The 23248-nt window shown below is 65.7% G+C and carries 22 protein-coding genes; 6 read left to right on the top strand and 16 right to left on the bottom strand.

All coding sequences use genetic code 11. The features are described from left to right. Positions 1-45: 45 nt before the first annotated feature. Both AC1RNQ_RS18285 and AC1RNQ_RS18280 read right to left on the bottom strand, forming a co-directional pair. On the bottom strand, positions 46-1185 hold the full coding sequence (locus AC1RNQ_RS18285; RefSeq protein ID WP_493173429.1) for an acyl-CoA dehydrogenase family protein: 1140 nt from the start codon (positions 1183-1185) through the stop codon (positions 46-48). A gap of 111 nt (positions 1186-1296) precedes the next feature. Beyond that, complete coding sequence (locus tag AC1RNQ_RS18280; RefSeq protein WP_493173427.1) at positions 1297-2490, bottom strand: acyl-CoA dehydrogenase family protein; 1194 nt, start codon at positions 2488-2490, stop codon at positions 1297-1299. Between the two features lie 166 nt (positions 2491-2656). Here AC1RNQ_RS18280 and AC1RNQ_RS18275 point away from each other — a divergent pair, with 166 nt between their 5' ends. After that, positions 2657-3733 carry an MBL fold metallo-hydrolase gene (locus AC1RNQ_RS18275; RefSeq protein WP_493173425.1) on the top strand — a complete coding sequence of 359 codons (1077 nt, stop codon included), beginning with the start codon at positions 2657-2659 and terminating at the stop codon, positions 3731-3733. On the opposite strand, the gene AC1RNQ_RS18270 is transcribed toward AC1RNQ_RS18275, so the two are convergent. From AC1RNQ_RS18270 to AC1RNQ_RS18205, 14 genes are all read right to left on the bottom strand, one after another. Next, positions 3730-4632 carry a PAS domain-containing protein gene (locus AC1RNQ_RS18270; protein WP_493173423.1) on the bottom strand — a complete coding sequence of 301 codons (903 nt, stop codon included), beginning with the start codon at positions 4630-4632 and terminating at the stop codon, positions 3730-3732. The two genes, AC1RNQ_RS18275 and AC1RNQ_RS18270, sit on opposite strands and share 4 nt — an antisense overlap. Before the next feature lie 78 nt (positions 4633-4710). Next, positions 4711-6339 carry a TadG family pilus assembly protein gene (locus AC1RNQ_RS18265; protein WP_493173421.1) on the bottom strand — a complete coding sequence of 543 codons (1629 nt, stop codon included), beginning with the start codon at positions 6337-6339 and terminating at the stop codon, positions 4711-4713. Further along, entirely contained in the window at positions 6336-6791 is a 456-nt protein-coding gene (locus AC1RNQ_RS18260) for a TadE/TadG family type IV pilus assembly protein (RefSeq protein ID WP_493173419.1), read from the bottom strand. Before AC1RNQ_RS18260 ends, AC1RNQ_RS18265 begins: the two co-directional genes overlap by 4 nt. 309 nt (positions 6792-7100) lie before the next feature. After that, positions 7101-7724 (bottom strand): phage tail protein, encoded by a 624-nt coding sequence (locus tag AC1RNQ_RS18255; protein ID WP_493173417.1) that lies wholly within the window; start codon positions 7722-7724, stop codon positions 7101-7103. Between the two features lie 48 nt (positions 7725-7772). Next, on the bottom strand, positions 7773-8375 hold the full coding sequence (locus AC1RNQ_RS18250; RefSeq protein WP_493173415.1) for a phage tail protein: 603 nt from the start codon (positions 8373-8375) through the stop codon (positions 7773-7775). Positions 8376-8423: 48 nt separating this feature from the next. Then, a complete protein-coding gene (locus AC1RNQ_RS18245) occupies positions 8424-8975 on the bottom strand; it encodes a phage tail protein (RefSeq protein WP_493173413.1) in 552 nt (183 codons plus the stop codon). A 215-nt stretch (positions 8976-9190) separates the two neighbouring features. Next, on the bottom strand, positions 9191-9817 hold the full coding sequence (locus tag AC1RNQ_RS18240) for a phage tail protein (RefSeq protein WP_493173411.1): 627 nt from the start codon (positions 9815-9817) through the stop codon (positions 9191-9193). 44 nt (positions 9818-9861) lie between these two features. Continuing rightward, positions 9862-10470 carry a phage tail protein gene (locus AC1RNQ_RS18235; RefSeq protein WP_493173409.1) on the bottom strand — a complete coding sequence of 203 codons (609 nt, stop codon included), beginning with the start codon at positions 10468-10470 and terminating at the stop codon, positions 9862-9864. A 50-nt stretch (positions 10471-10520) separates the two neighbouring features. Next, complete coding sequence (locus tag AC1RNQ_RS18230; RefSeq protein ID WP_493173407.1) at positions 10521-11132, bottom strand: phage tail protein; 612 nt, start codon at positions 11130-11132, stop codon at positions 10521-10523. A 103-nt stretch (positions 11133-11235) separates the two neighbouring features. Continuing rightward, positions 11236-11859 (bottom strand): phage tail protein, encoded by a 624-nt coding sequence (locus AC1RNQ_RS18225; protein ID WP_493173405.1) that lies wholly within the window; start codon positions 11857-11859, stop codon positions 11236-11238. A gap of 47 nt (positions 11860-11906) precedes the next feature. Then, the gene (locus AC1RNQ_RS18220; protein WP_493173403.1) at positions 11907-12527 is read right to left on the bottom strand and encodes a phage tail protein; all 621 of its coding nucleotides are present in this window, start codon (positions 12525-12527) and stop codon (positions 11907-11909) included. 53 nt (positions 12528-12580) lie between these two features. Beyond that, complete coding sequence (locus tag AC1RNQ_RS18215) at positions 12581-13195, bottom strand: phage tail protein (protein WP_493173401.1); 615 nt, start codon at positions 13193-13195, stop codon at positions 12581-12583. A gap of 100 nt (positions 13196-13295) precedes the next feature. Continuing rightward, on the bottom strand, positions 13296-14177 hold the full coding sequence (gene yghU / locus AC1RNQ_RS18210; RefSeq protein ID WP_493173399.1) for a glutathione-dependent disulfide-bond oxidoreductase: 882 nt from the start codon (positions 14175-14177) through the stop codon (positions 13296-13298). 75 nt (positions 14178-14252) lie between these two features. Further along, positions 14253-15431: a CaiB/BaiF CoA transferase family protein gene (locus tag AC1RNQ_RS18205; RefSeq protein ID WP_493173397.1), complete on the bottom strand. Its 1179-nt coding sequence runs from the start codon at positions 15429-15431 to the stop codon at positions 14253-14255. Between the two features lie 138 nt (positions 15432-15569). Here AC1RNQ_RS18205 and AC1RNQ_RS18200 point away from each other — a divergent pair, with 138 nt between their 5' ends. The 5 genes from AC1RNQ_RS18200 to AC1RNQ_RS18180 all read left to right on the top strand — a co-directional run bounded on the left by AC1RNQ_RS18200 (position 15570) and on the right by AC1RNQ_RS18180 (position 23246). Beyond that, entirely contained in the window at positions 15570-18818 is a 3249-nt protein-coding gene (locus tag AC1RNQ_RS18200; RefSeq protein ID WP_493173395.1) for an amidohydrolase family protein, read from the top strand. Positions 18819-19047: 229 nt separating this feature from the next. After that, positions 19048-19365 carry a TrbC/VirB2 family type IV secretion system protein gene (locus tag AC1RNQ_RS18195; RefSeq protein ID WP_493173393.1) on the top strand — a complete coding sequence of 106 codons (318 nt, stop codon included), beginning with the start codon at positions 19048-19050 and terminating at the stop codon, positions 19363-19365. A 10-nt stretch (positions 19366-19375) separates the two neighbouring features. Further along, positions 19376-19660: a VirB3 family type IV secretion system protein gene (locus AC1RNQ_RS18190; RefSeq protein WP_493173391.1), complete on the top strand. Its 285-nt coding sequence runs from the start codon at positions 19376-19378 to the stop codon at positions 19658-19660. Further along, on the top strand, positions 19633-22011 hold the full coding sequence (locus tag AC1RNQ_RS18185) for a VirB4 family type IV secretion/conjugal transfer ATPase (RefSeq protein WP_493173940.1): 2379 nt from the start codon (positions 19633-19635) through the stop codon (positions 22009-22011). Before AC1RNQ_RS18190 ends, AC1RNQ_RS18185 begins: the two co-directional genes overlap by 28 nt. Continuing rightward, entirely contained in the window at positions 22008-23246 is a 1239-nt protein-coding gene (locus tag AC1RNQ_RS18180) for a TrbL/VirB6 family protein (protein WP_493173389.1), read from the top strand. Before AC1RNQ_RS18185 ends, AC1RNQ_RS18180 begins: the two co-directional genes overlap by 4 nt. Positions 23247-23248 lie beyond the last annotated feature (2 nt).

Raw genomic sequence — 23248 nt, 5'->3', positions numbered from 1 at the left:
TCGATGGGGAGGATATCTGACACCCCCCTAAACCTACTTCAGCCCCTACTCCGCCAAAGTCAGCGCCTCATACCGCTCCATATGATAATCGGCGCTGCCGAACTGGCCCTCGATCATCGTCGCGCGCTTGAAATAATGGCCGATCGCCAGTTCCTGCGTAATGCCGATGCCGCCATGCGTCTGGATCGCATTCTGCCCGACGAAATTCGCACCGCGCGCGACCTTGTTCTTCGCCGCCGACACCGCGGCCTTGCGCGCGTCGGCGGGCAGGCCCAGCTTCAGCGTGCCCATGATCGTCATCGACCGCGCCTGTTCGACCTCCATGAACATGTCGACCATGCGGTGCTGCAACACCTGGAATTTCGCGATCGGCACGCCGAACTGTTTGCGCTGCTGCGTATATTCCAGCGTTCCTTCGTGCAGCTTCTGCATCACGCCCGTTGCCTCGGCGCACACCGCGACCGTCGCCTCGTCGACGATCTGTTCGATCAGCGCCAGCCCGTCGCCCTCGCCGCCCAGCAGCGCGTCGGCGTGGATCGCGACATTCTCGAAATAGATTTCCGACGCGCGGCTGCCGTCGACGGTCGGATAGTCGCGGCGCACGATGCCGGGCAGATTGGCGTCGATCAAGAACAGCGACACGCCGTCGCGGTCGCGCTGGCCGCCGCCGGTGCGCGCGGTGACGAGCAGGTGCGTCGCCCAGGGCGCGGCATAGACCACGCCCTTGTGGCCGTTCAGCACATAGCCCGCGCCGTCCTTCTTCGCGCTGGTACGCAGGTTGGCGAGGTCGTAGCGGCCCTGCGGTTCGGCATAGGCGAAAGCGACGATGACGTTGCCCGCGATGATCTCGGGGATGAATTTGTCGGCCTGCGCGCCGCCGACGGCCTTGAGCGCGCCGCCCGCGATGACCACGGTCGGCAGGTACGGCTCGATACCTAGCACCTTGCCGAGTTCTTCCATGATGATCGCATTTTCCAAAGCGCCGCCGCCAAGGCCGCCATGCTCTTCCGAAAAGGCCGCGCCGAGCATGCCCAGCTCCTGCGCCAGCGCGGTCCAGATCGCGGGATCGCGGCCTTCGTCGCTGGCGATGAACTTCTGGCGCGTCTCGAAATCATAGGTGTCGCCGAGGAAGCGGGCCAGCGTGTCGCGGATCATGTCCTGCGTTTCGGTGTAGGTGAAATCCATTGTCGTTGTCCTCGATTTCATCGTCATCCCGGCGAAGACCGGGATCTCACCGCTGAGTCATAGCGAGAGGTCGAGATCACGGCTTTCGCCGGGATGACGTCAATTATGTGATTAGAGCCCGAGCACCATCTTTGCGATGATATTGCGCTGGATCTCGTTCGACCCGCCATAAATCGTCGTCTTGCGGACATTGAAATAGGTCGGCGCCGCGCGGTGTGCATAGTCGGGCCCGATCGGATGCTCGTTGTCGCCATCGCCGAAGCCGCGGAAGTAAGGCGCGCCATAATGGCCCACCGCTTCGAGCGTCAGTTCGGTCAGCCGCTGCTGGATTTCCGAGCCCTTGATCTTGAGCAGGCTTGATTCCGGCCCCGGCCCGCGGCCCGCATTGGGTCCCGCCAGGCTGCGCAGCTCGGTAAATTCGAGCGCAGTCAGGTCGACCTCGAGCTCGGCGATCTTGCGCTTGAAGAAGGCGTTCTGGATCAGCGGCTTGTCGCCGTCGAGCTCGGTGCGCGCGATCGCCTTGACCTTCTCGACGCCGCGCTTCGATGCCGCGACGCCCGCGATGCCGGTGCGTTCGTGCGCGAGCAGGAACTTGGCGCAGGTCCAGCCTTTATTCTCTTCGTAGACGCGCTGCGACTGCGGGACGCGGACGTCCTCCAGCCACACTTCATTGACCTCATGCTCGCCGCCCAGCGTGATGATCGGGCGCACGGTGATGCCCGGCGACTTCATGTCGATCAAAAGGAAGCTGATGCCTTCCTGCTGCTTCGCTTCCTTGTCGGTGCGGACGAGGAAAAAGCCCCAGTCGGCGTGCTGCGCCATCGTCGTCCAGGTCTTCTGGCCGTTGACGATGTAATCGCTGCCGTCGGGAACCGCCGTCGTGCGCAGGCTGGCAAGATCCGACCCCGCACCGGGCTCCGAATAGCCCTGGCACCACCAATCCTCGCCCGACAGGATGCGGGGAAGGAAGTACGCCTTTTGCTCGGGGGTGCCGAAGGTGTAGATCACCGGGCCGACCATCGCGAGCCCGAAGGGCATCAGCCGGATGCAGTCGGCGCGCGCGGTTTCTTCGGAAAAGATGAAGCGCTGCGTCGGAGTCCAGCCAGTGCCGCCATATTCGACCGGCCAAGCCGGGGCGACCCAGCCCTTTTTGTATAGAACCTTGTGCCAGGCGAGGAAATCCTCCTTCGCCAGCTCTTCGCCCTCATCCTGCTTGCCGCGCAATTCTTCGGGGTAATTTTCGGCGATGAAGCTGCGCACTTCCTGCTGGAAGGCCAGGTCTTCGGGGCTGAACTCCATGTCCATCGTGATTCTCCCAAGGGCTGTGTCCGGCTTATAATAGCGGTTCACGCTTACGTAAAGGTAAGTTGTATTTTGCTACGTGTTACGCGGCAACTTCGCCAACTTCCACGCCCTTGTCCAGCACCGCGTTCGGGCGCATGATCGGTGCGGGACCAGCGGGGGATCGAGGATGAGCAAAGGCAAATGCGCTGCGCTATCGGCGGCGCTGATCGTCGGCCTGGCGCTGCTTTGCGCCTGGGCGTTCCAGGCGCCGATCGGCTGGTGGCTGTTTGATCGCGGCGTAGAGCGCAGCATCGGCCGCGACACCCTCGCGGCTTTGCCCGATGGCCTGCATGTCGGCCTGTGCGGCACCGGATCCCCGCTCCCCAATCGCGAACGCGCCGCCGCCTGCACCGTCGTGATCGCGGGCAAGACGATGATCGTCGTCGATGCCGGCGAAGGCGCGGCGCGCAACATCGCGCAAATGGGCCTGCCCAACGGCAGGATCAAAGCGCTATTCCTGACCCATTATCATTCGGACCATATCGACGGTTTGGGGCCGATGATGCTGCTGCGCTGGACCGCCAGCGGCAACACCAGCCCCCTGCCCATCCACGGCCCGACCGGGGTCGAGAGCGTCGTAACGGGCTTCAACGCCGCCTATGCACTCGACAACGGCTATCGCACCGCGCACCATGGCGAGGCCATCACGCCGCCCGCCGCCGCAGGCGCCGTCGCGATGCCCTTCGCCATTCCGACCGGGCCGACCGTGGTCTACGAAGCCGACGGCCTCCGCGTCACCGCCTTTCCCGTCGACCACCGCCCCGTCACGCCGTCGGTCGGCTACCGCTTCGACTACAAAGGCCGCAGCGTCGTGATCAGCGGCGATACCGGCCCCTCGAAAATGGTCGAAACCGTATCGAAAGGCGCCGACATCCTGATCCACGAGGCGTTGCAGCCGGAAATGGTCAAGGCGCTCGCCGCCGAACTCGACAAGGCCGGGCGTGGGCAGACGGCGCAGATCATGCGCGACATCCTCGACTACCACGCCAGCCCGGCGCAGGCGGCCGACAGTGCGAAGGTCGCGGGGGTCCGCATGCTCGTGCTCAGCCATATCGTGCCTTCGATGCCGTCATCCTATATGAATGCGGCATTCCTCGATGGCGCCGAGGCGCATTTCGACGGCCCGATCGTCGTCGGGCGGGACGGCCAATATTTCTCGCTCGCAGCGGACAGCACGGCGATCGAACACGGCAGCTGGTTTTAGGCGGCGCGGCGCGTGGTCACCAGCACCACGGCCCCCTCGCTGGCATAAGCGCCGCGCCGTTCGACGATCGACAGCGTCACGGGCACCGCGGCACCGTCGCGCGCTACCAGTTCGGACTCGATCCGGACCGGCACCCCGGTGCGGAACAGCTCCTCCAGCGCCTCGGCGAACGCCTGCCGCCGCCCGAGCGCGAGCAGCGCCGAAAAGCGCACGCGGCGGATCGCCTCGTCGCCGACCCCGATCGTCGCCAGCAGCGCGTCATTGGCGTGCTCGATCGCCTCGCGCACCGAGATGCAGGCATGACCGATGCCGCCGTCGACCTCGATCGCGCGGATCGCCGCCCCGCGCGCGTCGTCGCGTTCGAGCGCGGCCATCGCGTCGCTGACGTCGCGCAGCACGATCGCGCCGCCGATCGGTAGCGGGATCAGGTCGACATGCAGCCACTGCCCCGGACGCAGCAGCGACGGCAGGTCGCCCGAGAAGCGCTCGCGATGGTCGATCATGCGCAGAATGTGGTGAAAGATCAGGCTGGTCTCGATCATCGGTAACGCGGCAGCGAGCGGTTGATCGGCAAGCGCCGCCGTGCTCGCCTCGAGCATGTCGCCCGCAGCGGGGTTGATTGCGACGATCCGCCGCTGCCGGTCGACGAGGATCAGGCTGTCGCGGATCGATTCGAGCAGCATCGAGTGTGAATCGCGCATCTGTGCCTCGGACGCGTCCGCCGCCGCATCCGCTACTCCGCCGAGCCGGCGATAGTCATCGAGCGAGATTAACACATGCGCATCCTTGCCATGATGTGTCACCACCACGGGCCGCCTCGCCGAATGCAGTCGCCAATTCGCGAAGCCACGGATGAAATCCGCCGCCGATACGCGTTCGGGCACCTGACCTTGATCCATCCAGTCCTCCGGATCGCCACTCATTCCCTCTTATGGGACGCCAGCGACCGTCGATCGGCTCCCTTGGTCAGTAACGGATCAACCGACCAGCCGCGCCTGACCGCAGCGCAGCGCGTTGACGCGCGCGTCGGCCTGACCGACATGGACCCCGAGCACCCCGGTGATCTGTGCGAGCATGCCGTCGAGGACCGGCGCGGCGGTAGCGACCGTTTGCGCGACGAGGGCCTTCAACGCTCCCAGATTCAAGCCGATTCCCAGAACAGTTCCGGTCAACGTCATGCGGTCGGAGAGCGACTTGGCCGCCCCGGCGACCAGCCCCGTGCTCGACACCGTCTTGACGGTCCCGTCGGCGATATCGTCGCGCGAAAAGGCGACGGGCTTTTCCTCCAGATCGGACAAGAAAAGCTCGGCCTCGGCATCGACGCTGGCGAGCGGGAGCTTGAGCAACCGCGCCTTCTTCGGATCGAGCGGGCGCTGCATGTCGCCAAAATCGGCGTCGCTGACGCTGCCGATCGCGAGCATCGCGGGCGATGTCGTCACCGCCAGCGTCACTGCCTCGTCGCTTCCCTTGCTGCAGTCGATGTCCGAGATGCGTGCTGCCGCCGACCCGAGTTCGGCGAGGATGGGAATCTCGACCGTCGCGAGCGGGGTCGCCACCTTGGCATCGACCCGTAGCCGCACCTGCGCGGTGCGGACGACGACCTCATTATCGTCGGTGACCGCGATCAGCGGCGAGTTGGCCGGCGGCTCGCCGACGATCAGCCCCACCTTGATATGCGACCCGCCGGGCAGGCCGCTGACGAGGTCGAGGTCGACCTGGCGATCGGCCGAGGCCGTGACCAGCATCGCGCGCATCAGGCTGAGCAGATTGACGCGCACGGGGTTGGCAGGATCGACGCGCGCGCTCGCGTGACGTGGACCGAGGTCGATCGCCGATGCAGGGATCAATGTCGTCGGGTCCGCGCGCGCCGCCATATGCGCGATGACCGGCGCGGCGCTGCCTCCGCTTGCCTCGGCGAGCGCCGACAGCACCTGCGGCAAAGTCACCTGGCTGTTCAGCGTCTGGCCGAAGGTCAGCGCCTCGACCCCGATCTCGGTCCGCAGCGCTTCCGAAAAGGCGAGCAGGTCGACATCGGCGCTCGCCAGCGCGTTATAGTCCATCGCCGACAGGCTGAGTTCGCTGCCCGTCAGCGCCGACAGGATCGCGTTGGGCACGCCGCCGCTAACTGCCGCCACACGTGAGCCGAGCGAAAAGGCGGCATAGCCACGCCGCGACCCCGTGGCGCGCGCGCTGATCACATTGCTGCTGCGGCCGGTTATCAAACGCCCGAAGAACAGCGGGTGCGACCGCGTCAGCACGATGCGTACCGCATTGGGCGACGCCCCGCCCTCGGTGAAACGCTGCTCGGCGACCACCCCGGCATCGGCGACATAATTGCCGCGGGTGATCGATGCGATGGCGATGCCGCAGTCGCAATTGGCCGCGATGATGCGCTCGGCAGCGGCGCGTTCCTCTCCCGGCTTGGCGGCGGCGGCCATCGCCGCGGCGTCGGCGATCCCCTGCAGCTTGCGGCGGTCGAGATGCAGCGCGCCGACGTCGACCGCCAGCGCCGCCGCGCCGATCAACATCGTCAGGCCAAAGGCGGCGGCGATGCTGATCGTCCCGCGCGTGTCGCGATGCAGCGAAGAGAGAAGCGCGCGCATCATTCGGCCGGCAGTTCGAAGGTCGCGCTGGCGCGGATCTCTTCGCCCGGCGACGGGACGAGTGAATTGCGCAACAGGCTGCTTTCGGGAACACGGTAGGTCAAATCGACGGTGATCGCGTCGATGGTTTCGGAGACCGCGACGTCGCGCAGTTCGCTGCGGTATCCCCCGACGCCGTGCATGCTGCGGTCGACTGCCCGCACCGCGACCGCGCGGCGGTCGGCGGCGTCGAGGCCGGTGATCGCGGCGCGCGCGCCATCGTTCGCCGCCTGCTGCACGCTGTGCGCGAGCATGAAATATTGGCCGTAGATCATGATGCCGAGGAGCAGCATCAGGAACAGCGGCAGCAGGATCGCGGTCTCGATCATCGCGGTGCCGCTTTCGCAGCGCCGCAACACGGCCGCGTGGCGACGGAGCGAGGGCGGCGACAGGAGATGGCGAACGATATTGATCATGCCGGGATCGTGGCACGCGGTCCGTGAAAGGCATCGCTGCCGACGACGCCAGCGATTTTACGCAAAATACGAAGAATCGCGCGACGCCGTGGATGGGCGCCGAGGAGCGGAAATGGCGGAAAACCGGGCCCGCTTGGGCATCGGTCGATCGCGGGTTAACGGAACCCTGCGACGCTCGGCGCGGAAACGGCGTCAAACCCGCATTTCGGCTGCTCCGCGCGCGAAACGCTGGACATACGAAAAAGGCCGCGCTGGTGGGCAGCGCGACCTCCTTTGTGCAGCGAGCCCCGCCGCAGAATCAGGGCAGGCTCAGTTCCGTGACGGGAAAATCCCTTCGAGCGCAATGCACCAGTTCACGGCCAGATAAGGCGGCCGGTTGGAGATCGGCTGCGAGCCGCCCGTCGGCGCGATCTGGACCATCGTGCGATCCATCAGGTTGCCCGCTGGATCGGGGGGCGGCGCGATGAAGCTGTTGTTCGACGAAACGCCGAGCGCATTGCCATTGGCGCTGGTGGCGTTGGCGTTCGCGTTGGCGGTCTGGATGCCGCCGCGGTGGTCGTGCTTGGGCAGGTTCGCAGGCAGCAGCGTCACGGTCTCGCTCCCGCCGACCTGGCCCAGCACATAGGGCGACAGGCCCGGGCCGCTACCCTGATTGACCGCGACCCGCCCGCGCAGGTCGGGCAGCGCGAAGGTCGTCTGGCCGTTGCCGCCATAGGTGGTCCCGAGGATCGAGAAGAGCGCGGTGTTCTGTGCGATCGGCAAGATCTGGCCGGCGGCGGTCGCCCAGCCGCGCGGGCAGAAGTTGAACCCCACCTGCATCATCTGCCCGATGAGCGGCTCGATCTGCGCCGTGGCCGGCGTCGCCACCGTCAGCGCCGACGTGCCGAGCAGCGCCGCCGCCGAAAATTTCCCGATTGCCCCCATGCGTGTCATATCCCGCCTCCAACTTTATCCTGTTTCATCCGCGCAACCGCCAAAGGCTCAGTTGCGCGACGGGAAAATCCCCTGCAATGCGATGCAATAGCGATTGACGAGGAACGGCGACATGTTCGCCACCGCATCGGACCCACCCGCCTTCTGCACCGCCAGCGTCGCGGCATTCAGCGCGCCATCGAACTGGACCACATTCGAATATTGGAAATCGCTCGTCACCGCGAAGGAGTTGCGGAACGGAATCGTCGTGGCCGCATTCTGATTCACCGTCTGGAATACCGCTTCGTGGGTGTGCGAGGCCATCTGGTTGATCGTCAGCGTCTGGCTCTCGGCGCCCGCCACCTGGCCGATCGAATAGAGCGGAAGTCCGGGTCCCTGCCCTTGGTTGAGGACCATCCGCCCGCGAATGTCGGGCAGTGCGAAGGTCGTCTGCCCATTGCCGCCATAGGTCGTGCCGAGCAGCGAGAAAAGCGCTGTGTTCTGCGCGATCGACAGGATCTGCCCATTGGTCTCGATCCAGCCGCGCGGGCAGAAATTGGCGCCCACCTCGATCATCTGGCCGAGGAAATAATCCTGCGCCGCCACCGGCCCCGCAGTCCCCAGCGCGCCGAAACCGACCGCCACCGTCATCGCCGTTTTCAAATGCCGCATCGTAAAACTCCCCTCAAAGCCCCATTTGCCGCCGCGGCGGCGACGCCGTCAGTTGCGTGACGGGAAAATCCCTTCGGTAAGGACGCAAAAGCGAATGGCCAGATAGGGCGGCAGGTGGTTGAAAGGCGTGTTGCTGCCGGTGTTGCGGATGATCACCGTCTCGCGGTTCATCAACTGCGCGTTCGGCGCGGTACCATTGACATATTTGTTCGCCGGCGTCGTCGGGAAGATGTTGCGGAATGCACCTCCATTGTTGCCCGCCGCGCTGGTCGTGCGGACCAGCCCGGTATGTTCGTGCCGCGGCATCTGGTTTTCGGTCAGCGTCGTGGTTTCGGTGCCCCCGCTTTGGCCCTGAGCGTAGTTGGAAAGCCCCGGCCCCTGGCCGAGATGCATCGAATAGCGCCCAGCCATGTTCGGCAGCCCGAAAGTGGTAATCCCGTCGCCGCCGTAAGTGGTGCCGTAGAGCGAGAAGAGCGCGGTGTTGGCTGAAATCGAAAGCAGCTGGCCATTCGCCTCCGCCGTTCCGCGCGGGCAGAAATTGCCCGCAAACTTCATGATCTCGCCGAGATAGGAGAGCTGCGCCTGGGCGGTTCCGGGCATACCGAGCCCCCCGACGAGAACCGCCGCCGCAGACAGATAAAAATGCGATTTACGCGCGATAGCCATCGCTCAGTCCCCCACCTCGATAACCCGGGCGAAAGGCTAACCGAAATTTAACCAGAGTCAATGGCAGGACCGCAGCGGGGCGGGTCTCCGCCTCGCCGCGATCCTTGCTCCAATCCGCCCGGCCCGGCTGACAACCCAGACCGCAACGATCAGTTGCGCGCCGGGAAAATCCCCGCCGTCGCGATGCACCATCTCATTACCAGATAGGGCGGCTGGTTCGGCAGCGGGATCGAATTGCCCGTCGGCTGCACCAGGACGCTGCCCGGGTCCATCAGATTCCCCGAGGGATCGGGCGGCGGCGCCGCATAGCCGGGGTTGACCGGGACGGCGAGCGAATTGCCGTTCGCCGCCGTCTGATTGGCCGCCACATTGGCCGTCTGCGCGCCAACGCGATGATTGTGCGGCGCCATATTCAAACTGGTCAGCGTCGTCGTCTCGCTGCCGGTCACCTGACCCAGGTCGTAAGGCGACAGACCGGGGCCCTGCCCCACATGCACCGCCGCGCGGCCGCGCAGGTCGGGCAGCGCGAAGGTCGTCTGGCCGTTGCCGCCATAGTTCGTGCCGAGCAGCGAGAAAAGCGCCGTATTCTGCGCGATCGACAGGATCTGGCCCGCCGCCTGCGTGTAATTGCGCGGGCAGAAGTTGAAGCCGACCTGCATGAATTGCCCGAGATAGGGCTGGAGCCCGTCCGCCGATGCCGGCGCCGAATAGCCTAATGTGCTGCCCCCCAGCGCCAGCGCCAGGGTGAATTTCCGAAGATTGCCAGTGCGTTTCATATCCGCCTCCGATGTCTGGATGTCATGATGTGCGCCCACGCGCATCAGTTGCGCGACGGGAAGATCCCGGACTGCGCGATGCAATAGCGGGTGACGAGGAACGGCGCCATATTGGGTACCACCACGCCGTCGGTACCGCTCTTCTGGACCGCGAGCGTGGTGGCTTCAAGGTTGCCGTCGAACGCCGCCTGCGTGCCGCTGACATATTGATTGTCGGCCGTCACGCCGAAGCTGTTGCGGAATACGATGCGCTGGTTGCCCGCGCCGGTCACCGTCTGGATGATGCCCGGATGGGTGTGGCTGGGCAGGTTGGCGATCGTGGGCGACACATTCTCCAGCCCACCGACTTGTCCCTGGGTATAATTCGACAGCCCCGGTCCCTGCCCGTCGCCGAGCAGCATGCGTCCCCGCAGGTCGGGCAGCTGGAACGTCGAAACGCCGTTGCCGCCATAGGTTGTGCCGAGCAGCGAGAAAAAGGCCGCATTGGTGTTGATCGCCAATATCTGACCGTTCGCCTCGAGGAAGTTCCGCGGGCAGAAACCCGCACCCGTTTCGATCACCTGGCCGATGAAATAATCCTGCCCCGTCGCGGGCACGGTGCCCGCAAAGGCGAAGGTGCTGGCCGCTGCCAACATCGAAATCTTGTACCGCATTGTCATAACCCCTTGAATGTGCGCGCGCCCTCAAAGCGGCGCGACAAGCTTCAATTCTGTGACGGGAAAATGCCCTCGAGCGCGACGCAATAACGAATCGTCAGCGTCGGCGGCAGGTGGTCATAGGGTTGCCCCCCACCGGCACTGTTGATCAGGATGCTCTCACGATTCATCAGCTGCGCGTTCGGCGCGCTGTTGGCATATTTGGCCGCGGGCGTCGTGCCGAGCTTGTTGCCGACAGGCGATGTCGCATTCGCGGCCGTGCTCGTCGTGCGCACCAGCGCGACATGCTCGTGGCGCGGCATCGTCGCGATCGTCTGGGTGTTGGTCTCGGTGCCGCCCGACTGGCCCAGCACGCGCGCGGTCAGGCCAGTTCCGGTCCCCGTATGGATCGACATGCGGCTCTGCATGTTCGGCAACGCAAAGGTGGTAACCCCGTCGCCGCCAAAGGTCGTGCCGTAGAGCGCGTAAAGCGCACCATATTGCGAGATCGCCAGCAGCTGCCCATCGGCTTCGTCGGTGCCGAGCGGGCAGAAGTTATAGGGGACCTTGAGAATCTCCCCGACATAATTGTCCTGGGCGTTCGCCGCCGAGGCGGCCCCCAGCGTTCCCGCGACGGCCGCCGCCGTCGCCAATAGATATGATTTGCGCAACATCATCATTCCGCCTCCTCCTAGAAAGTCACATACGCCAAGCACCGCCGGAAATGGCGGCACCGATCGACCCGTTCATTCTTTTTGCGGCCCCGGACAGCGGGCCGGAACGTCAGTTGCGCGCCGGGAAAATCCCTTGCAGCGCAATGCAATGCATCATCACCAGATAAGGCGGCCGGTTGGTCACCGGCACCGAGCCGCCGGTCACCCCGACCTGAACCATGGTGCGGTCCATCAGATTGCCGACCGGGTCGGTCCCCGACAGGAAGCTGTTGTTCGACGAAACGCCCAGCGCGTTACCATTCGCGGTGGTCGAATTGGCGATCGCATTGGCGGTCTGGATGCCGGCGCGGTGATCGTGCTTCGCCAGATTGTCGACGGTCAGCGTCGTCGTCTCGGCCCCGGCCTCCTCGCCGATGGAATAGCCGCTCAGCCCCGACCCCGATCCATAATAATTCATCGCGCGGCCCGACAGATTGGGGAGCGCGAACGTCGTCTGACCATTGCCGCCATAAGTGGTGCCCAGCAGTGAGAAAAGCGCCGTATTCTGCGAGATCGACAGCAGCTGCCCCTGCGCCAACGCCCAGCCGCGCGGGCAGAAATTGCCGGCGAACTGCATGATTTCGCCGACATAGGGGTCCACCCCGTCCGCATGGGCCGGCGCGCTATACGCCAACGCGCTCCCGCTCGCGATCAACGCCATGGTGAAGATCCTGATTGCCGTCCTGCCCGTCATGCCCGCCTCCAGTGTCCCTATTTCGTTCGATGCCCCGCCGGCACCGGTCAGTTGCGCGACGGGAAAATGCCCTGAATCGCGATGCAATATTGCGTCACGATAAAGGGCGACATGTTCGGGAACGGCACGCCGCTGGTGCCCGTCTGCTGCACCGCCATCGTAGCGCTATGCAGATTGCCGTCGAAGGTCACCGGCCCGCTCGCCGGCGGTGTCTTATACTGGTTGTCGGGGGTCACTGCGAAGGCGTTGCGAAACGGCTTGTTGTCGTTCGTGTTGGCATCGACGGTCTGGAACACCGCCACATGCGAGTGCGCCGGCAGGTTCGAAGTCGTCAGCGTGACCGTTTCCTGGCCAGCCCTCTCCCCGAAGGTGTAGAATTGGCCGCCAGGCATCTGGCCAAAACCGACCATCATGCGCCCGCGAATGTCGGGCAGCGCGAAGGTGGTGACCCCGTTGCCGCCATACATCGTGCCGAGGATCGAAAAGAGCGCCGTATTCTGCTGGATCGACAATAGCTGCCCGGCAGCCGAAGCGAAGTTGCGCGGGCAGAAATTCGTGCCGGTCTCGATAACCTGACCGATGAAAAACTGCTGCGCCGCCGCGGGCGAGGCCGCCGCGATCGCGATCCCCGATGCGGCGGCAAACGCCAAAGATTTCATGTGCCGCATAATGATACTCCCCTATCTGCCCCTTGGCCGGCCCCGAAAAGCCGCCTCGCCGCTCAGTTCTGCGACGGGAAAATCCCGGCGTTCACGACACACCAGGTGATGCTGAGCGTCGGCGCGCGGTGATCCCAAGGCTGGCCCTCGCCGGTGTTGCGGATGATCACCGTGTCGCGGTTGATCAATTGCGCATTGGGCGCGGTGCCGCTGACATATTTGTTCGCGGGCGTGGTGCCGAACAGGTTGCGAAAGGCGCGCTGCGAATCACCCGCCGCCGAAGTCGTGCGCACCAGCGCGGTATGCTCATGCCGCGGCATGTTCGCGATCGTCATCAAATTGGTTTCGGTGCCGCCCGTCTGCCCGATGACGCGGCTCGTCAGTCCCGGCCCCTGCCCCTGATTCATCGACGTCCGACCGCGCAGGTCCGGAAGAGCGAAGGTAGTCACGCCGTCGCCGCCATAGGTCGTACCATAGAGCGCGTAGAGCGTGGTTTCCTGCGCGATGCTGAGCAGGCTGCCGTCGGCGCGGAGTGTCCCCAACGGACAGAAATTGCCGCCGAGTTTCAGCAACTGGCCGAGATAATTATCCTGCGCCGACGCGGGGGAGGCCAAGCTGGCGAAACCGATCGCCACCGCCGACGCCGATATGAATATTGACCTGCGCAACACAGTCATGCCCCCCATCCCGATGCCCCAAGCCGCAAGAGGTTAACCGATATTACGCCGATGTCAAAGGCAGCCACGGCAATTATTTCAGCAACTTGGTCCGAATAGGTCAGCTCTCGTCCGGCAACCCCAATTTATCTTGGGTGCGCAGATCGAAATCGCTCGCATCGTGCCGTTCGTGCAACTGGCTTGCCGGATCGCCCATCACGCGGTTGACCATCCGCCCGCGCTTGACCGCAGGGCGCGTCGCGATGGCATCGGTCCAGCGCTGGACATTCTTGTAGTCCTGCACCTGCAGGAATTCGCCCGCCTCGTAGACCAGCCCCTTGGCGAGCGCGCCGTACCAGGGCCAGATCGCCATATCGGCGATCGTGTAATCGGCGCCAGCGATATACTCGCTCTCCGCCAGCCGCCGGTCGAGCACGTCGAGCTGGCGCTTCACCTCCATGGCATAGCGATTGATCGGATATTCCTGCTTGAACGGCGCATAGGCATAGAAGTGCCCGAAGCCGCCGCCGAGGAAGGGCGCGCTCCCCATTTGCCACATCAGCCACGACAGGGTTTCGGCGCGCGCGGCGGTTTCGGTCGGCAGGAAGGCACCGAACTTCTCCGCCAGATGGATCAGGATCGCACCCGATTCGAAGATGCGGATCGGATCGGCACCGCTGCGGTCGACCATCACGGGAATCTTGCTGTTCGGATTGATCGCGACATAGCCGCTCGAGAACTGGTCGCCCTCGCCGATGTTGATCAGCCAAGCGTCATATTCGGCGCCGCTGTGTCCCGCTGCGAGCAGTTCCTCGAGCATCACGGTGACCTTGACGCCATTCGGCGTTCCGAGCGAATAGAGCTGGAGCGGATGCTTGCCGACCGGCAGGTCCTTGTCGTGCGTCGGTCCTGCGATCGGCCGGTTGATATTGGCGAAGCGCCCGCCGCTTTCCTTGTCCCAGGTCCAGACCTTCGGCGGAACATAATCGGTGGCGTCGCTCATCGGGGCACTCCTACGTCAGATTGTGTACTGCTCGGTATGTAATCACGCGATGTGGCGGCGTCCAGCGGCGGCGAGTCAAATAATCTCTTGCGCACGCAAAGCCGAAATGGCTTCGGCGTCGTAACCGATCTCCGCCAGAATCGCATCGCTATGCTCGCCCACGCGCGGAGCCCGCGTGGGCGCGGCCTTGTCGGTCGCTGACAGAGTGATCGGCGTCCGGACGACCGGCGCCGCGCCGAATGCGCCCGGATAATCCATCGCATCGACCAGCCGCGTCGCCGCGACCTGCGGATGCGCAAGCGCTTCGGACGGCTTGAGCACCGGCCCCGCGGGCACCTTGGCCGCGCCGAGTTCGTCCAGCGCCTGCGCATTGCTCCGCGCCACGCACCATTCGGCCATCACGGCGCTTAGTTCTTCCCCATGCCCGCCGCGCGAAATATCGTTTGCAAAGCGCGGATCGTCGGCCAGATCGGGCCGCCCGACCAGCTGCGCCCAGCGCGCGAAGATCGGGTTGCCGACGACCTGCGTCATGATCCAGCCGTCCTGCGTCGCGAAGATATCGGTCGGCGCCGAGCTGAAGGCGCGATTGCCCATCATCCCGCGCTCGATTCCGTTCAGCGCATGGTCGATCGTCAGCCCGTTGGTGATCGCGAGCGCGGTGCCGAGCAGCGATCCCGAAACGCGCTGCCCCTTCCCTGTCGCCTCGCGTTCGCGCAACGCCAGCATGACGCCGAAAGCGCAATGCAGCGCGGTGGTAAAATCGACATAATTGACCTGCGCGCGGGCCGGCGCGCCATCGCGGCCGCCGATATGCACCGCGCCCGACATCGCCTGCCCCACCACATCGAAGCCGACATGCTGCGCCAGCGGCCCCTCGCTGCCGAAGGCCGAGGCGGTGACGAGGATGATGTGTGGATTGAGCGCCGCGAGCGTCGGATAGTCGAGCCCCAGCTTCTCCAGCGCGTCGTCGGGCATGTTGGCGATCACCACATCGGCGGTCGCGACGAGCTTGCGCACGATCACGCGCCCCTCGTCGCTGCCCGGCTTCAGCGTCAGGCAGCGCTTGCCGCGGTTCATCTGCAGGAACATTGCCCCCGACCCGTCGTCGGCGACCGGCACCGAAAAGCGATCCTCGTTACCGGCGGGCCCCTCGATCCGGATCACGTCGGCGCCGTAGTCGGCGAGCAAGGCGGCGACATAAGGCCCGGCGATATAGCGGCCGAAATCGAGTACCCGGATGCCCTTGAGCGGCATGAAGCCTCCTCTCCCTTATTGTCGCTTGCGGCTAGCAGCCGCTCGTCGACCCCGCCAGCGCCTTCGTCGAAACCCCGCGCTTGCACTCGCGCGCCAAAGCCATATGGTCGCATCATAATTTCAACAGGGGAAACTAAAATGGCGCGCGTTGCACTCGCCCTGGCCATGTCGCTGGCCTGCTCGACTTCGGTCTTCGCTCAAACCGCGCCGGCGCCCGCCGAGGAGGAGAAGAACGAGAAGTGGGACGTCAACGCGCCGCCCGGCATGACGACGCGCAAGGTCCCGATCGCGGTCGACGAGGGCAGCTGGATGAATGTCGATGTCGCGCCCGACGGGCGGACGATCGCCTTCGACCTGCTCGGCGATATCTACACCATGGCAATCGAGGGCGGCACGCCGACGCGCATCGCCGAGGGGCTCGCCTATGAGCATCAGCCGCGCTTCTCGCCCGACGGCAGCCGCATCGCCTTTGTCTCCGATAGCGGCGGCGGCGACAATATCTGGCTGATGAACCGCGATGGCAGCGGCAAGGTGCAGCTGTCGAAGGAGGATTTCCGCCTGCTCAACCAGCCGAGCTGGTCGCCCGACGGCCAGTTCATCGTCGCGAAGAAGCATTTCACCACCGGGCGTTCGCTCGGCACGGGCGAGGTGTGGATGTACCATGTCTCGGGCGGCGCGGGCGTGCCGCTGGTCAAGAAACCCAATGAGAAGCATCAGAAGGAACTCGGCGAGCCGATCTTCGCACCCGACGGCAAGAGCGTCTATTTCACGCGCAACGTCACCCCCGGACCGATCTTCGAATATGCGCAGGACAGCAACAGCGACCTGTTCCACATCGAGCGCTACAACCTCGAGGATGGCGAGACGAGCACCGCGGCCTCGGGCGCGGGTGGCGCGGTTCGTCCCACCCCCTCGCCCGACGGCAAGAAGCTTGCTTATGTCCGCCGCGAAGGCGCGATGTCGAAGCTTTATGTGAAGGATCTCGCCTCGGGCAGCGAGCGCAAGGTCTATGACGCGCTCGACCAGGACGTCCAGGAAACCTGGGCGGTCACCGGCGTCTATCCGAACATGGCGTGGACCCGCGACAGCAAGGACGTCGTGTTCTGGGCCGGTGGCAAGCTGCGCCGCGTCGGCATCGATGGCGGCGAGGCACGCGTCATTCCTTTCGCGATCGGCGACGACCGCGTGATCGTCGATGCGACGCATCCGACGGTCGAGATTGCGCCCGACCGCTTCACCACCAAGATGCCGCGCTGGGCCGAAGTCTCGCCCGACGGCCGCACCGTGGTGTTCGAAACTTTGGGCAAGCTCTGGACCAAGCCCGCGAGCGGCGGCACCGCGCGGCGGCTGACCGCGGCGAAGGATGATGCGATGGAGGCGTGGCCCAGCTGGTCGCGCGACGGCAAGTCGATCGTCTTCGTCCGCTGGACCGACGCCGGCCTCGGCGAAATCCATGTCACCCCCGCCGCGGGCGGCGCCTCGCGCAAGGTGACGGGCGTTCCCGGCCATTATGCCGAACCGCGCTTCTCGCCCGACGGCAAGACGATCGCCTTCGAACGCCGCGCCAGCGGCGGGCTGACCTCGGGCAAATGGAGCGAAGACCCCGGCGTCTACCGCGTCGCCGTAGCGGGCGGCACGCCCGAACGCGTCAGTTCGGACGGCGCCAAGCCGCAATTCGGCAGCGACAACGACCGCCTGTTCATGGTCGCCGCCGCCGACGGCAAGAGCCAGCTGGTCAGCACCGACCTGCATGGGCAGGACAAGCGCGTCCACGCCAGCGGCGAACTGGTCAGCGATTACGAGATTTCGCCCGACGGCCGCATGCTCGCCTTCCGCCAGAATTACGACGCCTATGTCACGCCGCTGATGCCCGGCGGGCAGGACGTCTCGCTCGGCACCAAGAGCGGCGCCCTGCCGGTGACGCGCGTCAGCGGCAGCGGGGCGGACTATATCCATTGGTCCGACGGCGGGCGGAAGCTGCACTGGAGCCGCGGCGCGACGCTGTTCAGCGCCGATCTGGCCAGCCTGTTCTTCAATGCCCCAGCGGACGAGAAGGCGCCGAAATTCACGCCCCCGACCGACGGCGTCTCGCTCGCGATGACGCAGGCGGCGGCTAAACCCAAGGGTACGGTGGTGATCACCGGCGCGCGCATCGTCACGATGGCCGACAAGGACGGCGGCATCATCAACAATGGCGCGATCGTGATCGAGGGCGACCGCATCACCGCGGTCGGCCCGCTCGCCTCGATCAGCGTGCCCGCGGGTGCGGTCACCGTCGACGCGACCGGCAAGACGATCGTTCCCGGATTCATCGATGCGCATGCGCACGGCTCGCACGGCGACGACGAACTCGTGCCGCAGCAGAATTGGTCGGAAATCGTCAATCTGGCGATGGGTACGACGACGAGCCACAATCCTTCGTCGCGCGCGTCGGAGATTTTTCCCTCGTCCGAAATGCAGCGCGCGGGGCTGATCCTCGCGCCGCGCATCTTCTCGACCGGCGAGATCATCTATGGCGCCAAGGCCGCGGGGGTCTATGCCGAGATCAACAGCTATGACGACGCGCTGGCCCACGTCCGCCGGCTGAAGGCGCAGGGGGCGCACAGCGTCAAGAACTACAACCAGCCGCGCCGCGAACAGCGCCAGATGGTCGTGAAAGCCGCGCAGGCCGAGGGGATGGAGGTCGTGCCCGAGGGCGGCTCGCTCTACACCATGGACCTGACGCTGATCCAGGACGGCAATTCGACCGTCGAGCACAATATCCCGCTGCACATCTTCTACAAGGATCTGGTACAGCTCTGGGGCCAGACGACGGTCGACTATACGCCGACGCTCGTCGTCACCTATGGCGGCCCCGCGGGCGACCCCTATTGGCGCGCCCACACCAATGTGTGGGAGCATCCGATCCTGACGAAACATATCCCGCCGACCGAACTCGCCGCGAACAACAAGCGCCGGGTGATCGCTCCCGAGGGTGATTATGTCGACGACGATTCGGCGCGCGAGGCGGGCAAGATCGCCGCCGCCGGGCGCAACGTCTCGATCGGCGCGCACGGGCAGCAGGCGGGGCTCGGCGCGCATTGGGAGATATGGTCGTTCGTGCGCGGCGGCTGGGGCAATATCGATGCGCTCCGCGCCGCGACGATCTTGCCCGCGCAGTCGCTGGGTTATGCGAAGGATGTCGGCTCGCTCGAGGCGGGCAAGCTCGCCGACCTGCTGATCCTCGACGCCGATCCCACGGCGGACATCCGCAACACCGAGAAGATCCACCGCGTGATGCTCGGCGGGCGGCTCTACGACCCGCTGACGATGAACGAGGTCGACACGGGTGATCGCAAGCGCGCGCCCTATTGGTGGGAAACGGATTCTCCGTCGGCGCCCCGCTGAACCTATTCCAAAGCCATAGCCCTGAGCCTGTCGAAGGGCGCCTCCCTGGAAAGCGCCCTTCGACAGGCTCAGGGCTACGGTCTTTACCGAACAAATCGCGTCCCTCTACGAAACGGCGAGCTGTTCCCCGCACACCGCATCGCCCTTGCGCGACGAACCCCTTTGCCTATAGACATTTAGGCTTGGGGAATGCTGAGGCCTGCGGGCCGGGGGGATAGATTTGCGTAAGATGAGGGCCAGACTTGCGGCAATTGCGGCTTCGGTAACGACGCTTTTCCATGCGGCGAGCGCGCATGCGGCGACCGCCCTGCCCGATCCCGAGGGTTCGGGCGCGATCGTCAACGCTGTGCGCTGGCTGCAAGGCACCCTGCTCGGCACCGTCGCCACCGTCGTCGCGATCATCGCGGTCGCCTCGGTCGGCTTCCTGATGCTCACCGGGCGGATCAACTGGCGTTATGGCGCGACGGTGATCCTCGGCTGCTTCATCCTCTTCGGCGCCGCAAGCATCGTTGCAGGCATCCAGTCGGCCTCGGGAAGCGGGCTCTAGGAGCGCCGCCATGAGCGACCTCGACCGCGATCCTCTGTTTGTGGCGCTGACGCGGCCGCAGATGTTCGCGGGCGTCACCTACAGCTTCTTCGTGATCAATGCGATCGTCGCGACCGAGCTGTTCCTCATCTTCCGCTCGCCCTGGGCGCTGGTCGGCGCGGTCATCGTCCATATGGCCGGTGCCTTGCTGTGCCTCCGCGAGCCGCGCTTCTTCGACATCTGGCTGACCAAGGTCAGCCGCTGTCCGCGCGTCAAGAATTTCAAGACCTGGCAGTGCAACTCCTATCGTCCCTGAAACCCCGCCCGGCGGCGAGTGACGGCGAGGTGCCGGCGGGCAAGCATCTGCCCTATGCCCGTCATGCCGACGATCACACGATCGAGACGCGCGACGGCCTGCTGATGCAGGTCATCCGCCTGCGCGGCATTCTCTTCGAAACCGCCGACAGCGACGAACTCAATTACCGCAAGCTGCTCCGCGACGCGATGCTGCAGGCGATCGGATCGTCGCGCTATGCGCTCTATCACCATGTCGTCCGGCGCGAGGCGAGCGTCGAGCTCGACGGCGAGTTCGGCGACGATTTTTCGGCGGGCCTCGACGCGCGCTGGCGGGCGCGGCTCGCGACCAAGCAGCTCTACCGCAACGACCTCTACCTCACCCTCGTCCGCCGCCCGGCGCCGGGGCGCATGGGGCTACTCGACCGTCTGTCGGGCTGGCTCGGCCAGACGGGGCAGGACTATCGCGCGACGATGGCGCAGGAGCTGCGCCTGCTCGACACCGCGCGCGAGGCGCTGATGGCGCAGCTCGGCAGCTACCAGCCCGAACTGCTCGGGCTCTACGACAGCGACCAGGGGCTATGTTCCGAACCGCTCGAATTCTTCGGCCAGCTCTATTCGGGCAAGCCGCGCCGCCTGCTCGCGCCGCACCAGGACGCCGGCGACTATCTGCCCGATCGCCGGATCAGTTTCGGGGCCGAGACGATCGAGCTTGGGCCGGCGGGCGATGCCGGGCGTCGCTTCGTCGGCATGGTGGCGATCAAGGACTATCCCTCGTCGACCGCGACGGGCATGTTCGACGAGTTGCTGCGCCTGCCGTTCGAGATGGTAATGACGCAGAGCTTCGCCTTCGTCGATCGCCAGCCCGCGCTCGGCAAGATGAACCTCGCGCTCCGCCGCATGCGCTCGACCGAGGACGAGGCGCTGAGCCTGCGCGACCAGCTCTCGCGCGCCAAGGACGATGTCGCCGCGGGGCGCGCAGCCTTCGGCGAGCACCATATGACGATCGCCGTGCATGGCGCGAACGAAGCCGAAGTCAGCGCCAATATCGCCGACGTCCAGGCGTCGCTTGCCGAGCTCGGCATCATCTCGGTGCGCGAGGATATCGCGCTCGAACCGACCTTCTGGTCGCAATTCCCGGGAAATTTCAAATATATCGTCCGCCGCGGCATGATCTCGTCGGCCAATTTCGCCGGCCTCGCGAGCGGCCATAATTTCGCCGCGGGCCGCGCGGACGGAAACGTCTGGGGCAAGGCGGTGACGGTGTTCGAGACCACCGCCGCCGGCCCCTATTATTTCAACTTCCACCAGGGCGACCTCGGCAATTTCACCGTCATCGGGCCGTCGGGGTCGGGCAAGACCGTCGTCGTCAACTTCCTGCTCGCGCAGGCGCGCCGCTTCGACCCGCGCATCATCTTCTTCGACAAGGATCGCGGCGCCGAGCTGTTCATCCGCGCGATCGGCGGGCGCTACGACCAGTTGCGCCCAGGCGTCGCGAGCGGGCTCAATCCGCTCCAGCTCGACGATACGCCGGTCAACCGCCAGTTCCTGATCGACTGGCTCGCGCAGCTCGTCGGCGGCGCCAGCATCGAGGAGATGGCGCAGATCAAGGATGCGGTCGACGCGAGCTATGCGCAGCCGCCCGCGCACCGCCGCCTGCGCCATGTCGCCGAGCTGTTCCGCGGCGGCCATCGCCCGCGCGCCGACGACATGTGGTCGCGGCTGCGTCCCTGGTGGGGCGACGGCGAGCGCGCCTGGCTGTTCGACAATGTCGAGGACCTGACCGACATGGAGAGCGCGACGATCGGCTTCGACATGACCGTCATCCTCGACGATGCCGCGATGCGCACCCCGGCGATGATGTACCTCTTCCACCGCGTCGAGGAACGGCTGACCGGCGAAGAGACGATCATCGTCGTCGACGAGGGCTGGAAGGCGCTCGACGACGACGTCTTCGTCCGCCGGATCAAGGATTGGGAAAAGACGATCCGCAAGCGCAACGGCATCGTTGGCTTCGCGACGCAGAGCGCGCAGGACGCGCTTGAAAGCAAGATCGCGAGCGCGCTGATCGAACAGGTCGCGACGCAGATCTTCATGGCGAACCCCAAGGCGCGCGCCGCCGATTATATGGACGGCTTCGGGCTGACCGAGCATGAATATCAGCTGATCCGCACCCTGCCCGACGACGCGCATTGCTTCCTCGTCAAGCATGGCAACGACAGCGTCGTCGTGCGGCTGAACCTGACCGGCGAGCGCGACATGCTGACGATCCTTTCGGGCCGCGAGCGTACGGTGCGACTGCTCGACCAGATCCGCGAGACCGCGGGCGACGATCCGGGCGTGTGGATGTCGCGCCTGCTGGCGGTCGCATGACGATCGCGCTCGCCCCCTGCCCCGTCCCGTTGTCGGCCGACAGCTTCATCAGCGGCACGCTCGCGGCGATCGAATGCCAGGCGCAGACGATCGGCAATGCGGGCTATCTAGCCCTGTCCGGACCGGGATCGGGCATCGCTGCCTTCCTGACCGCGATGCTCACGATCTTCATCGCGCTGATCGGCTATCGCATGTTCGCGGGGCGTGGCCCCGACCTCGGCGGCGGCCTGTTGATCTTCGCCAAGATCGGCATCGTCGTCGCGCTCGCGACAAGCTGGCCGTCTTTCCGTACCTTGATCTACGACGTAGCAATCGACACGCCCGCGCAGATCGGTGCGGCCGTCGGCGGTGCCGCCTCGCTGGCGGGCAGCGACACCTCGCTTTCGACGCGCCTGTCCGAAACCGACCGCGCGCTGCGCACGCTCAACGCCTGGGGCGTCGGCAGCGAGCCCGCGCGCGCCGGCGTGTCCGACAGCGAGGGCATCGAACCCGATACCACCTACGAGACCAAGGCGCTGGGCGCCGCGCGCATGGGTTTCCTTGCCGGCGCGCTGGGCAGCGTCGCGCTCACCCGGCTCGCTGCGGGAATCCTGCTCGCACTCGGTCCGCTCTTCATCGCCTTCCTGCTTTTCGACGCGACGCGCGGGATATTCGGCGGCTGGCTGCGCGGGCTGATCGGGCTGACCCTCGGCGCCACCGCGAGTTCGCTCGTCCTCGCGGTCGAGACCGCCATCGTCCAGCCACGTGTCGTGACTCTGATCAACCTGCGTGCCTCGGGCTACTCGATCCAGGGTTCGGCGACCGAATTGCTCGCGCTGTCGATCGTCTTCGCCTTCGTCACCCTCGCGATCCTCTGCGTCTCTTTCTACGTCGCCGCAGGGCTGCGCCTACCGCAGTGGCAATGGGCGCAGAACTATCTGCCCGCCTCGATGCGCGGCAGCGGTGGCGGCGCCGACCGCGGTGCCGCGACGCAACCCGCCGACCGCAACGACCCGCGTTCGCGCGCGGCGGTGATCGTCGATGCCGTCGAAGCGATGCAGCGCCGCGAGGCTTCCACCGGACCCAGTCGCGGCGGCGGCAACGACCGCGCGCGCGCCGTCGCCAGCGCGGCGTCGGGAACCGCGGCCAGCCGCGATGCGCAGCGCGCCTCCGCCGACACCGGCGGCGACACGCCCGCGCGCCGCCGTACCACGGGCCGCGTCTCGACCAGCGGCAGCCGGCGGGACACACGCTAGAT

Source organism: Sphingopyxis sp. GW821-FHT12F08 (assembly GCF_058806755.1).
The sequence above is the reverse complement of the archived record's forward strand: the minus strand, read 5'-3'. Positions and strand labels throughout refer to the sequence as shown.